Genomic DNA, 16,234 nt, shown 5'->3' on the forward strand with positions numbered 1-16,234 from the left:
AAAATGGCCTCCCCAAGGGAGTTCATCAAAGCATTGTCTCAATAGCTGATTTGTCCGGCGAAATGGGGGGCACTCCATGAACGCACCATCGCCCGTTGGGAAGATTTGACGGAGAAGCAGGAACAGTCGTTCGCTGCCGCTTTCGGTAAACAAGGGCAGATTTCGATGGAAGAGGTATGGAACAGAAGCATGAATCTCGAGCTCGTTACGGCGACAGATGATCAAGCGGCTTCCCCTCAACCACGTCCCAGCAATATTCACGACAAGACGATCTGGGAAATCTATCCCGGCAGCATGATCAATATTCTCTACGACAAGAGAAATCCGGCGCCGGTAGAGCTGTCGATCCATGCGCTGTCTCGCAAGGATCGCGAAAATTATTACAGGACATTCGCCTCTGCCGCTCCAGACTACTTCAGTTTTACGAAGGTCAGTCCTTTCACGGCATGGTTAGAGAACTGGCATTGGCCTTTGTTCAAGCAAGTGCTCCAACACTATAAATTGCAATATTCCAACCCTGATTTCGGCCTCTGGAAAAGGGATGATGCGACCGACTACCGGGAAACGGCAGCGCAGCAGATTTCGTCCTCCTTGCCTGTCAAGCTTCCGCCCGTCGATGCGTCGGACAGCTGTGCCTTTACACTCAGAGAAGTGGTCATCAGCTACAATGTGACGAATTCTGTCTCCTATATCCCCGTAATCGGCCGTTCGACGCGCTACCTCATTTCAATAGACGGAGTGGATACTTCCCTGCTGCCGCCGACGCCCGTCAGTCTGCCGACGGATGTAAGCTCGTTCTCCTTCCCCGTTTTCGCGCGGGCTGGCGACCAGGTCAAACTCGACATGAAAAAGCTCGGACCGCTGGCGGACTATGCTGACATCAAAATCCAGTCAGTCGCCGTGTCGAATATAAGCGTGGGTGATCGAGAGCTGGAGGAGATGTTTCTCGATAACGAAGGCATGAAAATGATAGCTGCTGACAAAGAGGGCTGTTCCTTGACCAAAGTTTCCACGCCATAAGAATTCGCTGTGTTGTACGCCCGGCTCCAAATCCCGTCTCTCATGCGCGCCATAATCAGCCAGTTGAGTCTCGTCGCTCAAATCTCCGGCGGAAGCCTGCTTGCGCTTGGTCTCAATCTTGTCTTGGCCCGTTCCCTGTCTCTCGCGGAATATGGCTCTTACATGCTTGCCATGTCGATCGCATCGATAACTTGCTGGGGTGCGTTATGCGGCTACGATGTGCTTGCTTCGCGTCATGTGCAGGAGTGGAAAGATGCTCCTCGGATAAGGAGTGCATTTGTCCTTGCCGGTCATTCAATGATCGTCATGGCATCCCTTGCCATGGCGGCAATCACGTGGTCGGTCTGGTTTATCCTCTACCGGCAGGTACTGTCTCCTGAACTAGTGGCGCTGATCTGTCTCCTCACTCCATTACTGGCCAGTACCCGTTTTTTTGCGGGAATTCTAACGGGGCTTGGCTATCCGCAAGCTGGACATGCTCCAGAACGCTTTCTGCGCGATGGCTTGCCGCTTGCCGTCCTGCTGATCCTTTCACTTCTGGGAATGCGTCTCGGCTCGTCCGTCTTTGCGCTGTTGCTCGTTTGTTGCGGAGCCGGTGTGGCAATGGTCGTGACAGCTCTGCTCGCCCGGCAAATGGGATATGGGGTTTCCGCCGACTGGGCCGCCGCTAAAGCCTTGCGGATCAGGCTGCAATCGGCTGCTTTCTGGCTCACACTGCTTGCGACGGGGCAGTTGCTTCTCTCGCGACTGGACCTGTTGATACTTGGTTATATTTCCGGTGCTGATGCTGCGGGCCTCTATGGAGCCGTGCTGACGGTTTCGGAAATAGGCGGGTTCCCGGCGCTGGCGACTTCGCTGCTTTATGCTCCCGCCATTGCAAAGGCTTATCGCCAGGGCGAAAGCGCTGTAGCCATATTACGACAGGCGCGGCGTGTGACACTTGCCTTGACACTGCCACTGGTCGCAGCCTCGCTCTTCATTGGCGGCGATGCGCTTCGTACCGCCTTCGGCGAGGGATATGATGCAGGACATTTCGCACTGATCGCGCTTCTGCTTGTCCATGTCGTCCGTGCTGCCGCCCTGTTTCCTCAATTGGCGCTGTCCCTGACCAACGGTGAAAAGACCGCATTGTATGGTCTGGGGATCGGGCTGGTTATCGAAGTGATGTTTGTTTCAGCACTTGCTCTCCCCTTTGGGCTGACCGGCGCCGCACTGGGGACATTGCTCTCATCCATAGCGCTTCAAGGTCTGCTGCACCGGGCCATGTCCCGGCATCTCTTGCAGCGCTCAAACTTCCTGTCTGCTTGACCGGCAAAGCTGGCTGCCAGAACTGCTATCAGTTTCTGAAGGCGGGCTCCGCATTAGGCAAGCGCTCGCAAATGCCACTTTCCGGATCAAAAATGGCGCTTGCGCGGTAGTCATGCAGGAACTGATCCTTTTCGGCTGCAACCAGAAAACTCCAATTGTCCGGCTCAAGCAATGTTGGTGCTCTGCTTCGGGCCGCAATTTCCGGACCGCGCTGCCCCTTCACCAATAATCGACCGCCCGTGGCACATTCGGCTGCCGCGTCGATCAGGGATTGGGGAAGGAGCGGTGTGCTGCGACTCCAGCCATAGCCGCACGCGGCAATTCCAATGAAGCCAGCGCATATGGCTGCAAATTTCAGCCGACGGGGGTATGGCGCGTGGTCAAAAGCGAGCCGCCCCAATTTGCAGCCACGATTGAGCAGATAAACACGACGGGCAGCACGAAATATCGGCCTTGAGGAAAAGCAAGGAGGATCGGGCCGAAAGCGATCGACGCCAGCGCGAGGATCGGAATAATCGCAACAGTCGCCGACTGCGGCGGGTGTTTCGTCGACGGGCCTGAAAAAATCGGGGTGAAAGCGAGCAGTGCCGGGAGAGGGGAAATGAGGACGGCCAGCAACAAGGCCCGGCCGGAATCAAGCATGGACCGGACCAGCCGCTCCATCCAGATTGTCGGCGCATCCAGAAGGGTTGGCGGAGGGACAGGCCAGTAAGTCGTGGGGCTTGTTGGCGGTGCTGTTATCGCAATGCCTCGGGTTTCTGTTGCGAGAACGGTGCCGCAACACTGAATGGAATAGACCAGATAAGGTGCATATCCGACGAGAAACAGGACAGTGGTGATAAGCAGCGCCATCCAGCGCTTTCTCCCGGGCGCCCAGACCAGCCATGTGCCGACAGCCAGTATAAGGCCAAATGACAGCGTATCGAACCGGGTGAGCGCAAGAACGCCGAGGACCAATCCCAGCTGGATCGCAAAGACCAGATTGCGTTGTTGGGCGCCAAGGAAGAAAAAGCGCAGTGCCAGCGCCACAAGGCAGGCAGCAACGGGTATTGTGCGTCCGGCGACGACTTCCTCGAGGAAAAACCAGTTAAGGCAGAGGCCGACAGTCGCACCCCATGAAATGAAAACCGCGCCCTTCCTGCTTTCTGCAATCGGCTTTATGGCCAGATAGATGAGCCACGGCAAAAGCAGGATTGCTGCAATATTCACGACAAGGCCGGAGCGAAAACCTGTACCGAACAGTTGGTCAAGGCCACCGCTCAGAAACGGGAAGAAGAATGGATGGCTGATCGGCAGACCGGTGCCTACACGGTACTGGCGAATGCCGGTCACTGTTTCACCGTGCCAAAGCCAGCGGCTGAGATCATACAGCGCCCAGCTATCAGGCGACATCAGAGGCCGGTGCCACGCAACAACAAATATCAGGCAGACAAAACCGACATAGAGGAAATATACCCGAAGCGACTTATCGGTCATGGGACTGATGTAACCTGAGTCGGCTAATCAGGCATCGCCGCCAATATCGGATGCAGGGCCAGGCTTTCAATCCGAGACATGCTGCGCGTGACAGCTGCCGCGCCTCATATAATCGGTCATAGACGGTTAGTTCCCCCTGTTGCATGGCGCGCAAATCCGCCGACAAGCCAGAATGTCCATAGAACGGCTTGAATACAAACGCCACGGGTGGATCGAGCGCCACACTCCGATACCCACCCATGACGATCTCGCACCAAAGCAGATAATCCTCGGTGCATCGCAACTGTTCGGAGAAGCGAAGAGGCAGATCGCGACGGACAATAACCGAAGAGGTGTTGAACGGATTTTTGAGGAGCACGTCCAAGCGGCGGAGATTTCTCGCCGTCACTGCTCGGGGCAATGTCTCGCTGAGCCGGCTTTCGGAGTGGATCAGGGGTGTTCGATGGCCGGAAATATCGGCGCCGTCTTCCATGATGGCAAGTTGCCACTTCAGCTTGTCTTCATGCCAGGCGTCATCGGCATCGAGAAAGGCCACATAATCCGCGCGGGCCAAGGACCAACCCATGTTGCGAGCCGCGGCGGGCCCGTAATTGTCGGGCTGCGAGTAGACCCGCAATTTACCTTGAAGCGCGAGAATGTGTTGACTGACGATCTCCATCGTCTCGTCGGTGCTTCTATCGTCCACCACTATGATTTCAAAATCGTCTCGCGATTGACGCATCAGCGAGTTGAGGGCTCTGCCGATGGAGCTTGCCGCATTAAAGGCTGGAATTACAACGCTGACCTTCGGCATTGAACAATACTAATTTAGATAGTTTGAAAGAAAGGGCGATATGTTGTGTAGTATCGTTGAGATATTAATATCTTTCTTTTGATGCTGCTCTGCAGCGGCTTTGTCAAGAGAATCGCAGACGATGTCAGTCTACTCCGGCTCCGTCTTTCTATTATTTAGAGTGCTTCAGTATTTTCTTTCCGCCGGATCGTTTCGCGTTTGCGATAGCGTGGATATCGGCCAGACAGGGAGCGGAAGAGGGGTAAGCGTAGATCGAAGGGCTGATCCGGCTGAATCCATAGGCGCTCCAAGTAACATATTCCAACGCGCATCCCGTGTTCACGGGATATGAATGCTACGCATGGTAGTGATAGTATCGGGACATGTGGAAAATTGGATCGACTATTTATCCTCAAATCCATAATGCGGTCAGGGTGAAGGGCATTCTTGCCGAACCTTTCACGCCGAGAGACGTGCGTCGCGTCGCTCCCGGCTGGCCTTACTCCAGATACTTCTCCTTCCTCGCCGAAAACTGTACCGCCAATCAACCGGAAGGCGATGCGCTTTTCGTGCGGGTCGGCAGGGGACAATACCATTTGAATGACAAGGTGTCCGGCTCGCAGGTGGAGCCCGGTCACTGGGGCATGATCCGGACGGAGTGAACCAAGGGTCGACAAGATCATGCTTCAAACAGACGAGATTGGAGCGCCGATCTGATTCAACCAGATCGAAACGCGCTCCCATGCGCAATCCCAACAAGGGCTGGGGAGATCGCTGTGCTGCCAGTTGCAAAAATTTGCAACTGGAGCCGGGACAGTGCATAATTGCCGCATGAGTGAATCGTACAAGAAACCCGATTATGAACAGGAACTGCGCCAGGCAGGCGTCCGCATCACGCGGCCGCGCCGGATCATCCTGAACATATTGACCGAGACGGAAGATCACCCCGACGCGCTGGAGATTTTCCGCCGGGCGGTCGAGATCGACAGCAGCATTTCGCTGTCGACCGTCTATCGAACGATGAAGCTTCTGGAAGAGCGCGGCGCGATTCACCGGCACGCCTTTGCGGGCGGGCCCTCGCGTTTCGAGCAGGCAAGCGGCGCGCATCACGACCATATCATCGACATGGATTCCGGCGAAGTGGTCGAATTCCGCTCCGACAAGATCGAAAAGCTGCAGGAAGAAATCGCCCGGTCGCTCGGTTACGAGATCGTCCATCACCGGCTCGAACTTTATTGCAAAAAAATCGGAAACTGACGGAACCAAATTTCGTTTGCCGCGTTTAGCGCCCATGAAGGCCGTGACCCCGCCCCCACAACGCGGTCTTCACAGTTCGCCTCAACCTCCCCGCACGAGGCGAGCGGCGAGAATGCCGCGCTGACCGTCAAACGTTAAGCAGCTGGCGTTCCGCAAATTCAGAGCAAGTCGCCGTGGTTCAGGCTCAAGGCCGGACCATGGCGGCTTTTTTTTGATCTCCCAAATGTCCCAGAATGCCCGGCCACGGTTTGCGCCTCAGGCGTCGAACTGCTCCGTGGGGATGGTGAGCGAATAGACCGCCCCGGTACCGTCTATGCGATAATCGGCGTGACCATTGACGGAGGCGGGAACGATGCGCTGCAACACGGCGCTGCCGAAGCGCGGGTCATGCTCGAAAACCTCGGGCATCGCCGGATTGGTTTCTTCCCAGAGGAATTCCAGCCGGTCAATGCCGCCCGTCAGATGAAGGACCTTCGCCGAAATCTTCACCCGGCCATAGGGGATGGAAAGTCCGCCGAACGAGGTCGCATTGACCACCAGTTCGTGCAGCGCCAGGCCGACATGCAGGGCCGCGCCCGGGAAAAGATAGGGGTTATCCCCTTCGATGCTCAGGCGCTCGTCGCTGACGTCGATATATTTCTCGACCTGCGAATGCACGAGATCGCGAAACAATGCGCCGCGCCAGTTCGAATCCGTCACCAGATCCTGCGAATAGGACAGCGACTGGATGCGCCCGCGAAACTTCAGCAGGAAATCATCGATTGTGTCTGTAAAGCGCGCCGTCTGGCTGGCGATGCTCTGCACGATGGCCAGAAGGTTCTTGGAGCGGTGACTTACTTCGCGCAGCAGCGTCTTCAGTACCTGCTCGCGCCGCTTCAGCTCGCTGATCTCGATCGCCGTGGTGACGAGGCCCTGAATATTGCCCTCGTCGTCGCGGTCACAATCGACATGAAACTCTATCCAGCGCAGCTTGTCGCCGTCATTGATGGCGATCTCGACATTCTGCGCTTCGCCCGTATCAAGCGCCGCCTGCTTGGCGCCGACGAGCTTGTGCAGGGCTGCGGAGAAGATGAAGTCGCAGTCGTTGCCGCCCACTTTCCACTTTTCCTGCCAGTAGAGCGGAATGTTCTCGCCCCATGAATAGGCGAGGTCGGGGCCTTGATAGAGCACGCAGACATTGCTGTTGCGCACTGCCCGCAACAGCGCCCTCAGACGCGCTGCGTCCGGCTCGGTATCCTGCAGGTTAAATTTTGTGCCAGCTGTCATGTCTGCCTCATTCAACCCGCAGCCCACTCAGCGCATTTCCAGCAAAAGTGCCAAGCGGTTTTGCGGTGGAGGATGCAACGAAACAAATAGTCGGACCGCCCATTGGCGACACGTCAAAAACTCCGGAAAGACTGATCGGAAATCTGCGTGCCATGGCGTCCGTTTTCTTCGACCGGTTGGCGGGTCGCGGTCGAGCCTTCATCTTCCGGTCCTTGGACCGGCCCAAATCCTTAAATCGGTAAACCGCCGCATGGCTTATGCGGCGGTCACCTTCACTTGAGTCTAATATAGGCTGGGCTTTCAGGAGGTCAAAAACAGCCTTCGGTTTTGTGCGGTCTAGGCCTTGCGGATCGCCGACGCGATGAGCGAAATGACGAGCAAGGCAAGGAACACAAAGAACAGAATCTGCGCTATACCAGCCGACGCACCAGCGATGCCGCCGAAGCCAAGCGCACCTGCTACGAGTGCCACCACGAGAAATACAAGCGCATAGTAAAGCATTTTCGGTCTCCTCTTTATTGGGTGAAGAAGAAACGCCATCCAAGCGGTATTTGTTCCGTGGTCCGGGGAAAATTAGCGCGCTCACAACTCTAAATACTCATGACGGGGCGTAAGGCGGGGTGATTGACAGATGGGCGAAGTGCTAACGGGCCGAAGTCCCGAAAGGCATGCCTTCCGGGACTTCGTATCAAGGCAATCGCTTCGCTCCCTGCCGCTAGGCTGCGACCTGCGAGGCTTCCTCGAAAAAGAGCGCCTGGCTGATCAGTGCTTTCACCATATCCGGATTGAACGGCTTGGTGACGAGGAAGGTCGGTTCCGGGCGTTCGCCCGTCAACAGGCGTTCCGGGAATGCGGTGATGAAGATGACGGGTATCGCATCGTTCTGCAGGATTTCATTCACCGCATCGATGCCCGAGCTGCCATCGGCGAGCTGGATATCGGCCAGCACCATGCGCGGCTTCTCCTGCCTGTAGAGCGCCAGCGCCTCGTCCCTGGTGCGCGCGATGCCCACGACCTCATGGCCGAGGCTTTCCACCATCTGCTCGATATCCATCGCGATCAGCGGCTCATCCTCGATGATCATGATGCGCGTCGCCACCTGGCGCGAAATTTCGGTCGAAGCGACCGACAGGACGCGGCTCAGTTCGGCGTCGTCCAGTTCGAGAATTTCGGCGGCTTCCTTGTCGGAAAAACCCTCTACTGCCACAAGCAGGAAGGCCTGACGCGGCAGCGGGGCGATATGGGCAAGATTTCTTGCCGCCTGCTGTTCCCATGCAAATTCCGACGCCGGTTCCGGCACGCGGACGGAGGCTGTCTTGTAGAGGTTGCAGAAAAGGCGATAGAGACCGATCCGGTCGGAGGATCCCTCCGGGAATATGCTCACATCGGCGATCAATGCTTCAAGCGCCGCCGCCACATAGGCATCGCCGGAAGCCTGCGAGCCGGTAAGAGCGCGGGAAAAACGACGAAGATAGGGAAGGTGCGGCGCGATACGCGTCGATAACGTCATGGTAATGGAACTCCTCAACTGCCGCTTTCGTTCATTGAATGCACATTGGCGAGCAGGTTTGACCCTCTCCCGCCTATGCTTTGAGCGCAGCATTATGTTACCCTAAACGGGGCGTTTTGAAAAAAGTTCCGCAAGTTGGAAATATAATCGGGAACTTTTTAGAAACCCGCGCATTTCCCGGACAAGCAGGGGCTTAGATTAATAGGGTAGGGCAATCAGCCCGGAATGATCAAGATATGGCAGAAAAAGAAAACCTTCTTATGAACGGAGCCGGGGTTCGGTCGACCCGCCGTGTTCAGAAGGATATATTAGGACCAAATTGTGAAGTCGGATTGAAACTAAAGGCACTGTACACCTCGATACAGGATGAGACGATCCCGGATCGCTTCCTCGATCTTCTCGAAAAACTCGATCAGGCTGAACAGGAGAGTATGCGTGAACACAGCACCCGGTCCGTCGGTTGAGAGTAATGCACAGTTCAAGCGAGAACTCCTGTCGTCGCTGCCGAGCCTGCGCGCCTTCGCGGTGTCGCTGATCGGCCAGCATGACAAGGCGGATGATCTCGTACAGGATACGATCATGAAAGCCTGGGCCAAGCAGGAGTCCTTCGAGATGGGGACCAATATGAAGGCCTGGCTGTTCACCATTTTGCGCAATGAGTTCTACACGCAGATGCGTAAGCGCGGCCGCGAGGTGCAGGACACGGATGGCGTGTTCAGCGAGCAGCTCGCCGTGCATCCTTCCCAATATGGCACGCTCGACCTGCAGGATTTCCGTGCAGCGCTGGAGCAGTTGCCCGACGACCAGCGCGAAGCGATCATCCTGATCGGCGCCTCGGGCTTTGCCTATGAGGAAGCTGCCGAAATATGCGGTTGCGCCGTCGGAACCATCAAGAGCCGCGTCAGCCGTGCCCGCACGCGCCTGCAGGAAATCCTCAAGATCGAGGGCGAAAGCGATTACGGTCCCGATGCGGATTCATCGCGGGCCACGTTGAGAAGCTTCGCATGATGCATCTTTGATGCCCCTGTCTGCCGGACAGGGGAGAGCTTTTGTTGCAGAAAACCCGGACCTGTGCGGGTTTTTGTTCGCAGCGATTGCTTTTTATCTCCAGTCACTTGTAGGTTAGCGGTTGCTGATATTTCTTGTCGGCGCAGTGATTGTTGTTTGTGGGTTGCGTCTTGCCATCAGCCTTGTGGAAAAAACTGCTTCAATCGACGTCGAAGCCGGTTGCGGTTATCGTCTCGCTTGGGCTCGTGCTTCTGTCGGCGATCATGACGCTGTTTCTGTCGTCAGGCGTAAACCACCAGGTGATCGATATTTCCCGCAACTATGCCCTGCGCCAGCAGGTCGACAAGGTTGCGCGCCTTGCCAGCAATATAGAGATGAGCCGTCGCGGCTATCTTCTGACGCTCGATGAGACCTATCTCGATCTCTATCGCAACACGATCCTGAGCGTCGACAAGACGCTCGCCGATCTTGAAGCCCTGACGGACCAGAACCCGTTGCAGGATGCGCGGGTCAAGCAGATCCGCGCGCTGGTCGAACGTGAACAGGAAGATGTGCGCGAGACGGTCGGTCTTGCGCAGGCTGGCAATGTGGCCGCAGCGGTGGAGAAAGTGCGCGGCGACGAGGGCAAGGTGCTGATGGACCAGCTTGCCAGTACGGTGACGCAATTCATCGATGCGGAAGAACAGCAGCTTCTCGAGCGCAACAAGCGCATCAACCGCATGCGCTACTGGATGACCGCCACCTCCATCGTGGCGCTGGCTTCCGCCGCCATGCTGGCGCTTTTGCTGTTCAGCCGCGTGCAGCGTTATGCGCGGTCGATGTTCGAGGGGCAGACCGCGCTGCGTTCCGAAAAGCAGTTGCTGGAACAGCGCGTGAAGGAACGGACCGCCGAGCTGGAAGAGGAGCGCCGCATCGCCGAGCGCGAACGCCAGCGGGTCGAGCTTCTGCTGCAGGACACCAACCATCGTATCGGTAATTCGCTGGCAACCGTGTCATCGCTGCTTGGCCTCCAGATGCGCCAGACCCGCAGCGAGGATGCGCGCGCCGCGCTAGCCGCCGCCCGCGACCGCGTCCAGACCGTATCGACGGCGCACCGCCGCCTGCGTCTGGGCGAGGACATGGAATCGGCCCGCGTGGACGATTTTCTCGGCACCGTCATCGATGATATCCGCAACGCCATCGGGCAGGATCGGAAGATCGAGTTCACCACCGATCTGGCGCCGCTTGACCTGAAAGCCCGCGATGTGACGACGATCGGCATCATTCTGGGCGAACTCGTCACCAATGCGATCAAGCATGCATTCAAGGGGCGCACGGAAGGCCATATCCGCATCAGCCTGAAGCCGGGCGAGGATGCCGTTCCGGTGCTGGTCGTGGAAGATGACGGTGTCGGACTGGACTATCACAAAACCGGCGAAAAGAACGGTCTCGGAACGCTCGTCATCGAGCAGCTTTGCATGCAGTTCGGCGAAAAGCCGGTTTACTGCAAGACCGATAATGGTGTTGGAACGCGGGTTATCGTTCGTCTGTCCTCCCTCCTCGAAGGCTCCGACAAGGCGGCTGGCCAATAGAAACCCTTGGGTCCGAACGACGAACGCCGACCCCATGAGGCCGGCGTTTTCAAGGTTTGGACAGCGTGTCCCGATCAGGCGGATCAGCTTCGCGGCGGGCGCTTCTTCTTCTCGGAAAGCAGCGAGACGAGCGCAATGCCCGCAAGCGGCAGGGCGGCGGCCAGTATCGGCCGCTTGAGGATGGCGGGAACGGTTGCGATTGCTGCCGTTGCCATTATGGCCGTCTTGTCCGCCTCCATTTTCTCCTTGCGCTTTCTGGCCTCTGACGCAGCCTGAATCTTCATCACCGCGAGGATGAGAAGGGCCACGATCAGCGACAAAGCCGCGAGAATGAGGGCCGCCAGCGGACCGCCATAGCTCTGCGCAAGCGCCAGGAAAGCGGCGACACAGAGGAAGGTGACTGCGATGATCGCGAAGATCGCGATGGCCGTGCCGAAGATCGCGGCGCGTTTCGTCTGGCCCGCCACGAACTTCAGTTCCTCGCCTGCCATTGCAGTCAAAAGGGGCATGAGAGCTTTCAGCATGACCCGCCTCAGCGGCGCGAGAGCAGGGCCAGCAGATAGCCGACGCCGAGTGCAGTGGCGAGCGAGGCAATCGGGCGTTCCCGCACCGTTGCCGTCAGCTGAGCTTCGAGATCCTGCGCCTTGTTGCGCAGATCATCGATGGCGTCCTCGCCCTGGATATAGGCGCTCTTGTAGGTCTCCTTCGCGCTGCGTTTGGCGTCGCGGACCGTCTGCGAACCGAGATTGGCCAGTGTCGCCGCGATGGCGGCAATGTCTTCCTTGAGTTGCTCGACCTGTGCCTGAAGGTCTTCCGCGCTGGCATCGGTCAGCGCTTCCTCGATCTTTTCTTCGATCTTGCTCGTTTTCGCGGATGCTCGCGCCATATCGGCTCTCCTGTTCATTCTTTGTCTGATCGTTCGGATAACGTGCTGCCCGCCTAATGGTTGCATGCAAAGCCGCCAGCGGCAACAAGACCGGGCGGTTGTTGCAAGGCATGGTAAATGGCGCGGCTGGAAGGCGCGGAAGCATCGCCTGCAATGCTTCCGCGGATAGTGCGAGGCTTTATTCGGCTTCGCCGTGCAGGATCGTGCCTTCCGGGTCCTTCTTGTAGGCTTCGTCCGAATAGGCGGGCTGGGCCTCAAGCTGTTCCTTGGTGAACTGCGTGAAGACGTTGAGCTTGTCGTCCTTGCCGCTCGCTACATCGAGATTGGCGATCGATACGGCCACCGGCTTGGAATTGATGCCGAGGAAGCCGCCGACATCCACGACGAATGCCTCCGTCTGCCCGTCGGCGGACATCAGCACATCGCCGACTGTCCCGATCTTGGTTTCGTCCGCGCCGAAAACAGTCGCCCCGATCAGCTTGTCGGCGCTCAGTCCTTCCGATGGCACCGGCTTCATGCCCTCGGGCATCGCCCTGTCCGCCTTCTGCGTGGTGATCGTCTTTTCGGCGGCAGGCGGTTCGGCGCGCGGCGCGCCATCGGCTGCGAAAGCCGTGTTGCGGTCGAAGGCCGGTGCCTTTTCGAGCTGTTCCTTGGTGGCATCCACGATCAGCCAGCGCTTCCCGTCTTCGCGAACCACCCATGACAGGTGGTCGAAGCCGATTGCGACGTTCTTTTCGCCCACGCCGAGGAAGCCGCCGACCCCGATCACCACCGCCAGCGGACTGCCATTGGCGCCGAGGATCATGTCATTGACCGTGCCGATATTGGCGGCATCATTGGAGGGGCCGTTATAAACCGCCTGTCCGATGAAGCCCGACACCAGAAGCTGGCCGGGCGATGCAACGAAATATCCATTCTCGCTGGCGATCGGCTTTTCCTGTTTCTCATCGGAGAAAATCGGCGAACGGTCCTGAGCCAAAGCGGGCAGGGCGATCAGCGCGGCAAGAGCCGTGGAGGCGAGAAATCGTTTCATGAAAACTCCTGTCGGTAATTAAGGCAAACCGAAGGCGAGAGCGAATCTCGCCATCAACAGGAGAAAAAACGAGGGGAAACGGTTTCAGTTCCACTCAAATTCCGTGTTATTGAAGCGTCAAAATTGTGAAGGGAACGGCTTTTTAATGGCGAAAATGAGGCTGGCGCCCTTTCAGGTTGTAATTGCTGCCTAGGCCAGCAGCAGGTAAGCCGCGCCTGCCAGCATGATGACGGCCAGTCCGACATGGGTTGGCTTCAGCGAACGTTGCTGCACCGGCAAGGGATCGTCATTTCCAGCCATGGCAGTGCGTGCCGCATGTTCAAGCGTCTGGATATCCTTGAGCATCATTGGCATGTCCTCCGAAATTCCGGTCAAAGCGGAATTGCATTTCCTCCCCTCGCGCCGGAATTTGTTTTTAAAACCAATCCCGAAGCGCTTCGGTCATCCTATCAGGTCTGATTTGACGCCAATGTGCAACTGGCAAAAAGGCGCGAGCCGAAAAATCTTCCCCGACCCCAATTTTGCATGATGAAAATGCCCTTCAAATGAAAACATGACTTGCGTCATCATATTATTGGGAGTTAAGAAGAGGCCCAACAGGCGGCGCGACGGCCTGCATGAGGGTTTGGTCATGTGCGCGCGGATTTGAACAATCAAAAGGCGAACAAAATGACTGGTTTCTGGCGAAAAGGCTTCATGGCTGCGGCGATGGGCATCGGCTTGCTGGGCGCGGCTTCTGCATTGGCCCAAAACGCGCCGCAGGATGCATCCTCCCCGACGAATGCACCGGCGACCCCTGCCGTCGAAGCGCCTTCCAGTCCCGCACCGGCCAATACGGCGCCTGCTGCTCCCGCTGCTGCGCCATCGCCTGAACTGATCCAGTCGCAGACGGCTGCTCCTGCCGCCGCGCCGGTCGAAAGCGAAAATGGCCTCATCCTCCCGCACGACCTGTCGCCATGGGGCATGTTCATGGCTGCCGACTGGGTCGTGAAAGCGGTGATGATCGGTCTGGCGCTGGCTTCGCTTGCCACATGGACGGTCTGGGTCGCCAAGACGCTGGAACTGGCCGGTGCGCGCCGCCGCGCCTATAAGGCACTGAAGGTTATCGGGCATTCGGCAACGCTTGCCGAAGCGGTACGTGCGCTCGACGGAGCAAAGGGGCCGGGTGCGGTTCTGGTCCGTGCTGCGGAAGATGAAGTTCGCCTTTCCGGTCCGGCGCTTGCCCGCGCTGGCGGCGAAGGCCTCAAGGAACGTGTATCCTCGCGCCTGTCGCGCATCGAAGCCAAGGCCGGACGCCGCCTGTCCAAAGGCACCGGCATTCTTGCGACCATCGGATCGGTCGCGCCGTTTGTCGGTCTGTTCGGCACGGTTTGGGGCATCATGAATTCATTCATCAATATCAGCCAGGCGCAGACCACGAACCTCGCGGTTGTGGCGCCGGGTATCGCGGAAGCCCTGCTTGCAACGGCCATCGGCCTCGTCGCGGCTATTCCCGCCGTGGTCATCTATAACGTTTTCGCTCGTTCGATCACCGGCTACAGGTCGCTGCTCGCCGATGCTTCGGCGGGCGTGGAGCGCCTTGTCAGCCGCGACCTCGATTTCAGGACGGCCGGTGTGCGTGAAGGCACGCTGCACGCAGCGGAGTAGGCGCCATGGCTGGTAAAGTTCGCGAAGGCGGCGGTGACGATCTCGAGCTGAACCACGAGATCAATGTGACGCCCTTCATCGACGTCATGCTGGTTCTGCTCATCATTTTCATGGTGGCGGCACCGCTCGCCACGGTTGACGTGAAGGTGGACCTGCCCGCATCGACGGCAGCGCCCGCACCGCGTCCCGACAAGCCGCTTTACGTGACGCTGAAGGAAGACCTCAGTGTCAGCGTCGGCAACGATGTCGTGGACCGCGAGCGCCTCGGCGGTGCGCTGGACGTGCTGTCGGAGAAGAACAAGGAAGCGCGCATCTTCCTGCGCGCCGACAAGAATGTCGGCTATGGCGAATTGATGCGGGTGATGAACCTTCTGCGTGAGGCGGGTTACCTGAAGATCGCGCTGGTGGGGCTTGAAACCGTTGGTGCGAACGCCGGGACCGCTCCGGCGGCTGCAACGCCTGGAACGGCACCTTCCACGCAGGCACCGCAGGGAGCCGCGCAATGAATGCACTCCCGCCCGAGCATCCCCCGATAAAGGTGGCTTCGGCTGACGTTCACCATCATTCCTTCTGGCATGATGCGGGGCGCTGGCTCGGCGCGGGCATTCTTGTTCTGACCGTTCACGCCGCCGGTGCCTATGCTATCCACATGGCGCAGGAAGAAGACCAGCCCGACGGCGCGCAGGTTGCCGCCATGGTGGTGGAACTGGCACCTGAGCCCGAAGCGCCGATGGAAGAACAGGTGGCGGAGGAAGCCCAGCCGGAAACGGCTGAAGCGCCGCAGGAACTGGCGGAACCGGCCCCGCAGCCGGAACCCGTGCAGGAAGAACCGACGCCGCCCGAGCCGGAAGAGGTGACCCCGCCCGAACCCGCGCCGGAACCGCAGGCCGTTCAGGAACCGGAAGAAGTCGTTCCGGATGTGGTCGAGGCGGAAAAGCCGGAAGTCGCGGTGCCCATGCCCGTTGAAAAGCCGGAAGTGAAGCCGGAACCCAAGCCAGAGCCGAAGCCGGAACCGAAAAAGGTCGAGAAGCCAAAGCCGGAGAAGCCAAAGCCGCCTAAGGCTGAAAAGCCCAAGCCCAAGAAGGCTGAGAAAGCACCGGAGACCCGTCAGGCCGCTGCGCCGCAGATGGATGCTGACAATGGCGCTCGTGCTGCCGCAAATCGTAGAGGTGAAAACTCTGCATCCGCGGGTGTCAGTTCCGCCAAGTGGACCTCGAAGCTGCAGTCGCATATGGCGCGCAATGTGCGTTTCCTGCAGCGGAAATCACGCAATGCCAAGGGGCTTGTTCAGGTTACCTTCGTGATTGACCCATCGGGCAATGTGCTTTCCGCCCGTCTGGCCGGTTCGTCAGGTAATCCAGACGTGGATCAACTGGCACTGGAAGCGGCGCGCCGAGCCTCGCCGGTGCCTGCACCGCCAGCCGCTGTTGCCAAGGCGCGTATGCCGATCACCTTGCCGTTGTTGTTCAAGTAGGCCATG

General features: G+C 58.2%; 19 protein-coding genes. 10 read left to right on the forward strand and 9 right to left on the reverse strand.

Annotated elements, in window-relative coordinates; translation table 11 throughout:
* The first annotated feature begins 105 nt into the window (after positions 1-105).
* Positions 106-1,020, forward strand: a complete 915-nt coding sequence (locus JNC63_RS20805; RefSeq protein ID WP_245670615.1) for a hypothetical protein — start codon at positions 106-108, stop codon at positions 1,018-1,020.
* A 42-nt stretch (positions 1,021-1,062) separates the two neighbouring features.
* Entirely contained in the window at positions 1,063-2,328 is a 1,266-nt protein-coding gene (locus JNC63_RS20810; protein WP_063620370.1) for an oligosaccharide flippase family protein, read from the forward strand.
* Positions 2,329-2,682: 354 nt separating this feature from the next.
* Here JNC63_RS20810 and JNC63_RS20815 read toward each other — a convergent pair whose 3' ends face one another.
* Both JNC63_RS20815 and JNC63_RS20820 read right to left on the reverse strand, forming a co-directional pair.
* On the reverse strand, positions 2,683-3,804 hold the full coding sequence (locus JNC63_RS20815; protein ID WP_374846743.1) for a glycosyltransferase family 39 protein: 1,122 nt from the start codon (positions 3,802-3,804) through the stop codon (positions 2,683-2,685).
* On the reverse strand, positions 3,794-4,597 hold the full coding sequence (locus tag JNC63_RS20820) for a glycosyltransferase family 2 protein (RefSeq protein ID WP_081252478.1): 804 nt from the start codon (positions 4,595-4,597) through the stop codon (positions 3,794-3,796). Before JNC63_RS20820 ends, JNC63_RS20815 begins: the two co-directional genes overlap by 11 nt.
* 362 nt (positions 4,598-4,959) lie before the next feature.
* Here JNC63_RS20820 and JNC63_RS20825 point away from each other — a divergent pair, with 362 nt between their 5' ends.
* Both JNC63_RS20825 and JNC63_RS20830 read left to right on the forward strand, forming a co-directional pair.
* Positions 4,960-5,238 (forward strand): hypothetical protein, encoded by a 279-nt coding sequence (locus tag JNC63_RS20825; RefSeq protein WP_063620367.1) that lies wholly within the window; start codon positions 4,960-4,962, stop codon positions 5,236-5,238.
* Between the two features lie 169 nt (positions 5,239-5,407).
* A complete protein-coding gene (locus tag JNC63_RS20830) occupies positions 5,408-5,833 on the forward strand; it encodes a Fur family transcriptional regulator (protein WP_006473346.1) in 426 nt (141 codons plus the stop codon).
* Positions 5,834-6,088: 255 nt separating this feature from the next.
* Here the strand turns inward: JNC63_RS20830 and JNC63_RS20835 are convergent, their stop codons facing one another.
* The 3 genes from JNC63_RS20835 to JNC63_RS20845 all read right to left on the reverse strand — a co-directional run bounded on the left by JNC63_RS20835 (position 6,089) and on the right by JNC63_RS20845 (position 8,609).
* Complete coding sequence (locus tag JNC63_RS20835) at positions 6,089-7,099, reverse strand: sensor histidine kinase (protein WP_063881660.1); 1,011 nt, start codon at positions 7,097-7,099, stop codon at positions 6,089-6,091.
* 336 nt (positions 7,100-7,435) lie between these two features.
* The gene (locus JNC63_RS20840) at positions 7,436-7,600 is read right to left on the reverse strand and encodes a DUF1328 domain-containing protein (RefSeq protein ID WP_006473348.1); all 165 of its coding nucleotides are present in this window, start codon (positions 7,598-7,600) and stop codon (positions 7,436-7,438) included.
* Positions 7,601-7,814: 214 nt separating this feature from the next.
* Positions 7,815-8,609 (reverse strand): response regulator, encoded by a 795-nt coding sequence (locus tag JNC63_RS20845; RefSeq protein ID WP_022569738.1) that lies wholly within the window; start codon positions 8,607-8,609, stop codon positions 7,815-7,817.
* Between the two features lie 236 nt (positions 8,610-8,845).
* On the opposite strand from JNC63_RS20845, the gene JNC63_RS20850 reads away from it, so the two are divergent.
* The 3 genes from JNC63_RS20850 to JNC63_RS20860 all read left to right on the forward strand — a co-directional run bounded on the left by JNC63_RS20850 (position 8,846) and on the right by JNC63_RS20860 (position 11,188).
* Positions 8,846-9,073, forward strand: a complete 228-nt coding sequence (locus JNC63_RS20850; RefSeq protein ID WP_006467674.1) for a NepR family anti-sigma factor — start codon at positions 8,846-8,848, stop codon at positions 9,071-9,073.
* The gene (locus JNC63_RS20855) at positions 9,045-9,617 is read left to right on the forward strand and encodes an RNA polymerase sigma factor (RefSeq protein ID WP_006467673.1); all 573 of its coding nucleotides are present in this window, start codon (positions 9,045-9,047) and stop codon (positions 9,615-9,617) included. The genes JNC63_RS20850 and JNC63_RS20855 overlap by 29 nt, the downstream gene beginning before the upstream one ends.
* Before the next feature lie 170 nt (positions 9,618-9,787).
* Positions 9,788-11,188 (forward strand): sensor histidine kinase, encoded by a 1,401-nt coding sequence (locus tag JNC63_RS20860; RefSeq protein WP_063620372.1) that lies wholly within the window; start codon positions 9,788-9,790, stop codon positions 11,186-11,188.
* Between the two features lie 83 nt (positions 11,189-11,271).
* On the opposite strand, the gene JNC63_RS20865 is transcribed toward JNC63_RS20860, so the two are convergent.
* The 4 genes from JNC63_RS20865 to JNC63_RS20880 all read right to left on the reverse strand — a co-directional run bounded on the left by JNC63_RS20865 (position 11,272) and on the right by JNC63_RS20880 (position 13,455).
* Entirely contained in the window at positions 11,272-11,712 is a 441-nt protein-coding gene (locus tag JNC63_RS20865; protein ID WP_063620365.1) for a hypothetical protein, read from the reverse strand.
* 8 nt (positions 11,713-11,720) lie between these two features.
* Positions 11,721-12,074 carry an ElaB/YgaM/YqjD family protein gene (locus JNC63_RS20870; protein WP_006473237.1) on the reverse strand — a complete coding sequence of 118 codons (354 nt, stop codon included), beginning with the start codon at positions 12,072-12,074 and terminating at the stop codon, positions 11,721-11,723.
* 178 nt (positions 12,075-12,252) lie between these two features.
* Positions 12,253-13,107 carry a PRC-barrel domain-containing protein gene (locus JNC63_RS20875; protein WP_063620364.1) on the reverse strand — a complete coding sequence of 285 codons (855 nt, stop codon included), beginning with the start codon at positions 13,105-13,107 and terminating at the stop codon, positions 12,253-12,255.
* A gap of 189 nt (positions 13,108-13,296) precedes the next feature.
* Complete coding sequence (locus JNC63_RS20880; RefSeq protein ID WP_162994762.1) at positions 13,297-13,455, reverse strand: hypothetical protein; 159 nt, start codon at positions 13,453-13,455, stop codon at positions 13,297-13,299.
* Between the two features lie 285 nt (positions 13,456-13,740).
* Between JNC63_RS20880 and exbB the strand changes: the two genes are divergently transcribed.
* From exbB to JNC63_RS20895, 3 genes are read left to right on the forward strand one after another with little or no spacing between them, the layout of a single operon-like run.
* Positions 13,741-14,754, forward strand: a complete 1,014-nt coding sequence (gene exbB / locus JNC63_RS20885) for a tonB-system energizer ExbB (RefSeq protein ID WP_063620363.1) — start codon at positions 13,741-13,743, stop codon at positions 14,752-14,754.
* Positions 14,755-14,759: 5 nt separating this feature from the next.
* Positions 14,760-15,260, forward strand: a complete 501-nt coding sequence (exbD, locus tag JNC63_RS20890; protein WP_025090947.1) for a TonB system transport protein ExbD — start codon at positions 14,760-14,762, stop codon at positions 15,258-15,260.
* The gene (locus JNC63_RS20895; protein ID WP_063620362.1) at positions 15,257-16,228 is read left to right on the forward strand and encodes an energy transducer TonB family protein; all 972 of its coding nucleotides are present in this window, start codon (positions 15,257-15,259) and stop codon (positions 16,226-16,228) included. The genes exbD and JNC63_RS20895 overlap by 4 nt, the downstream gene beginning before the upstream one ends.
* Positions 16,229-16,234: the final 6 nt, after the last annotated feature.

It is taken from the genome of Brucella ciceri, assembly GCF_041930145.1.
GTDB lineage: Bacteria > Pseudomonadota > Alphaproteobacteria > Rhizobiales > Rhizobiaceae > Brucella > Brucella intermedia.

Excerpts from the sequence above, each read along its gene's own strand:
- JNC63_RS20865 (WP_063620365.1), bottom strand. The coding sequence starts at position 11,712 with ATGCTGAAAGCTCTCATGCCCCTTTTGACTGCAATGGCAGGCGAGGAA.
- JNC63_RS20845 (WP_022569738.1), bottom strand. The coding sequence starts at position 8,609 with ATGACGTTATCGACGCGTATCGCGCCGCACCTTCCCTATCTTCGTCGT.
- JNC63_RS20875 (WP_063620364.1), bottom strand. The coding sequence starts at position 13,107 with ATGAAACGATTTCTCGCCTCCACGGCTCTTGCCGCGCTGATCGCCCTG.
- JNC63_RS20825 (WP_063620367.1), top strand. The coding sequence starts at position 4,960 with ATGTGGAAAATTGGATCGACTATTTATCCTCAAATCCATAATGCGGTC.
- JNC63_RS20815 (WP_374846743.1), bottom strand. The coding sequence starts at position 3,804 with ATGACCGATAAGTCGCTTCGGGTATATTTCCTCTATGTCGGTTTTGTC.
- JNC63_RS20810 (WP_063620370.1), top strand. The coding sequence starts at position 1,063 with ATGCGCGCCATAATCAGCCAGTTGAGTCTCGTCGCTCAAATCTCCGGC.
- JNC63_RS20895 (WP_063620362.1), top strand. The coding sequence starts at position 15,257 with ATGAATGCACTCCCGCCCGAGCATCCCCCGATAAAGGTGGCTTCGGCT.
- JNC63_RS20870 (WP_006473237.1), bottom strand. The coding sequence starts at position 12,074 with ATGGCGCGAGCATCCGCGAAAACGAGCAAGATCGAAGAAAAGATCGAG.
- JNC63_RS20830 (WP_006473346.1), top strand. The coding sequence starts at position 5,408 with ATGAGTGAATCGTACAAGAAACCCGATTATGAACAGGAACTGCGCCAG.
- JNC63_RS20850 (WP_006467674.1), top strand. The coding sequence starts at position 8,846 with ATGGCAGAAAAAGAAAACCTTCTTATGAACGGAGCCGGGGTTCGGTCG.
- JNC63_RS20880 (WP_162994762.1), bottom strand. The coding sequence starts at position 13,455 with ATGATGCTCAAGGATATCCAGACGCTTGAACATGCGGCACGCACTGCC.
- JNC63_RS20820 (WP_081252478.1), bottom strand. The coding sequence starts at position 4,597 with ATGCCGAAGGTCAGCGTTGTAATTCCAGCCTTTAATGCGGCAAGCTCC.
- exbD (WP_025090947.1), top strand. The coding sequence starts at position 14,760 with ATGGCTGGTAAAGTTCGCGAAGGCGGCGGTGACGATCTCGAGCTGAAC.
- JNC63_RS20835 (WP_063881660.1), bottom strand. The coding sequence starts at position 7,099 with ATGACAGCTGGCACAAAATTTAACCTGCAGGATACCGAGCCGGACGCA.
- JNC63_RS20840 (WP_006473348.1), bottom strand. The coding sequence starts at position 7,600 with ATGCTTTACTATGCGCTTGTATTTCTCGTGGTGGCACTCGTAGCAGGT.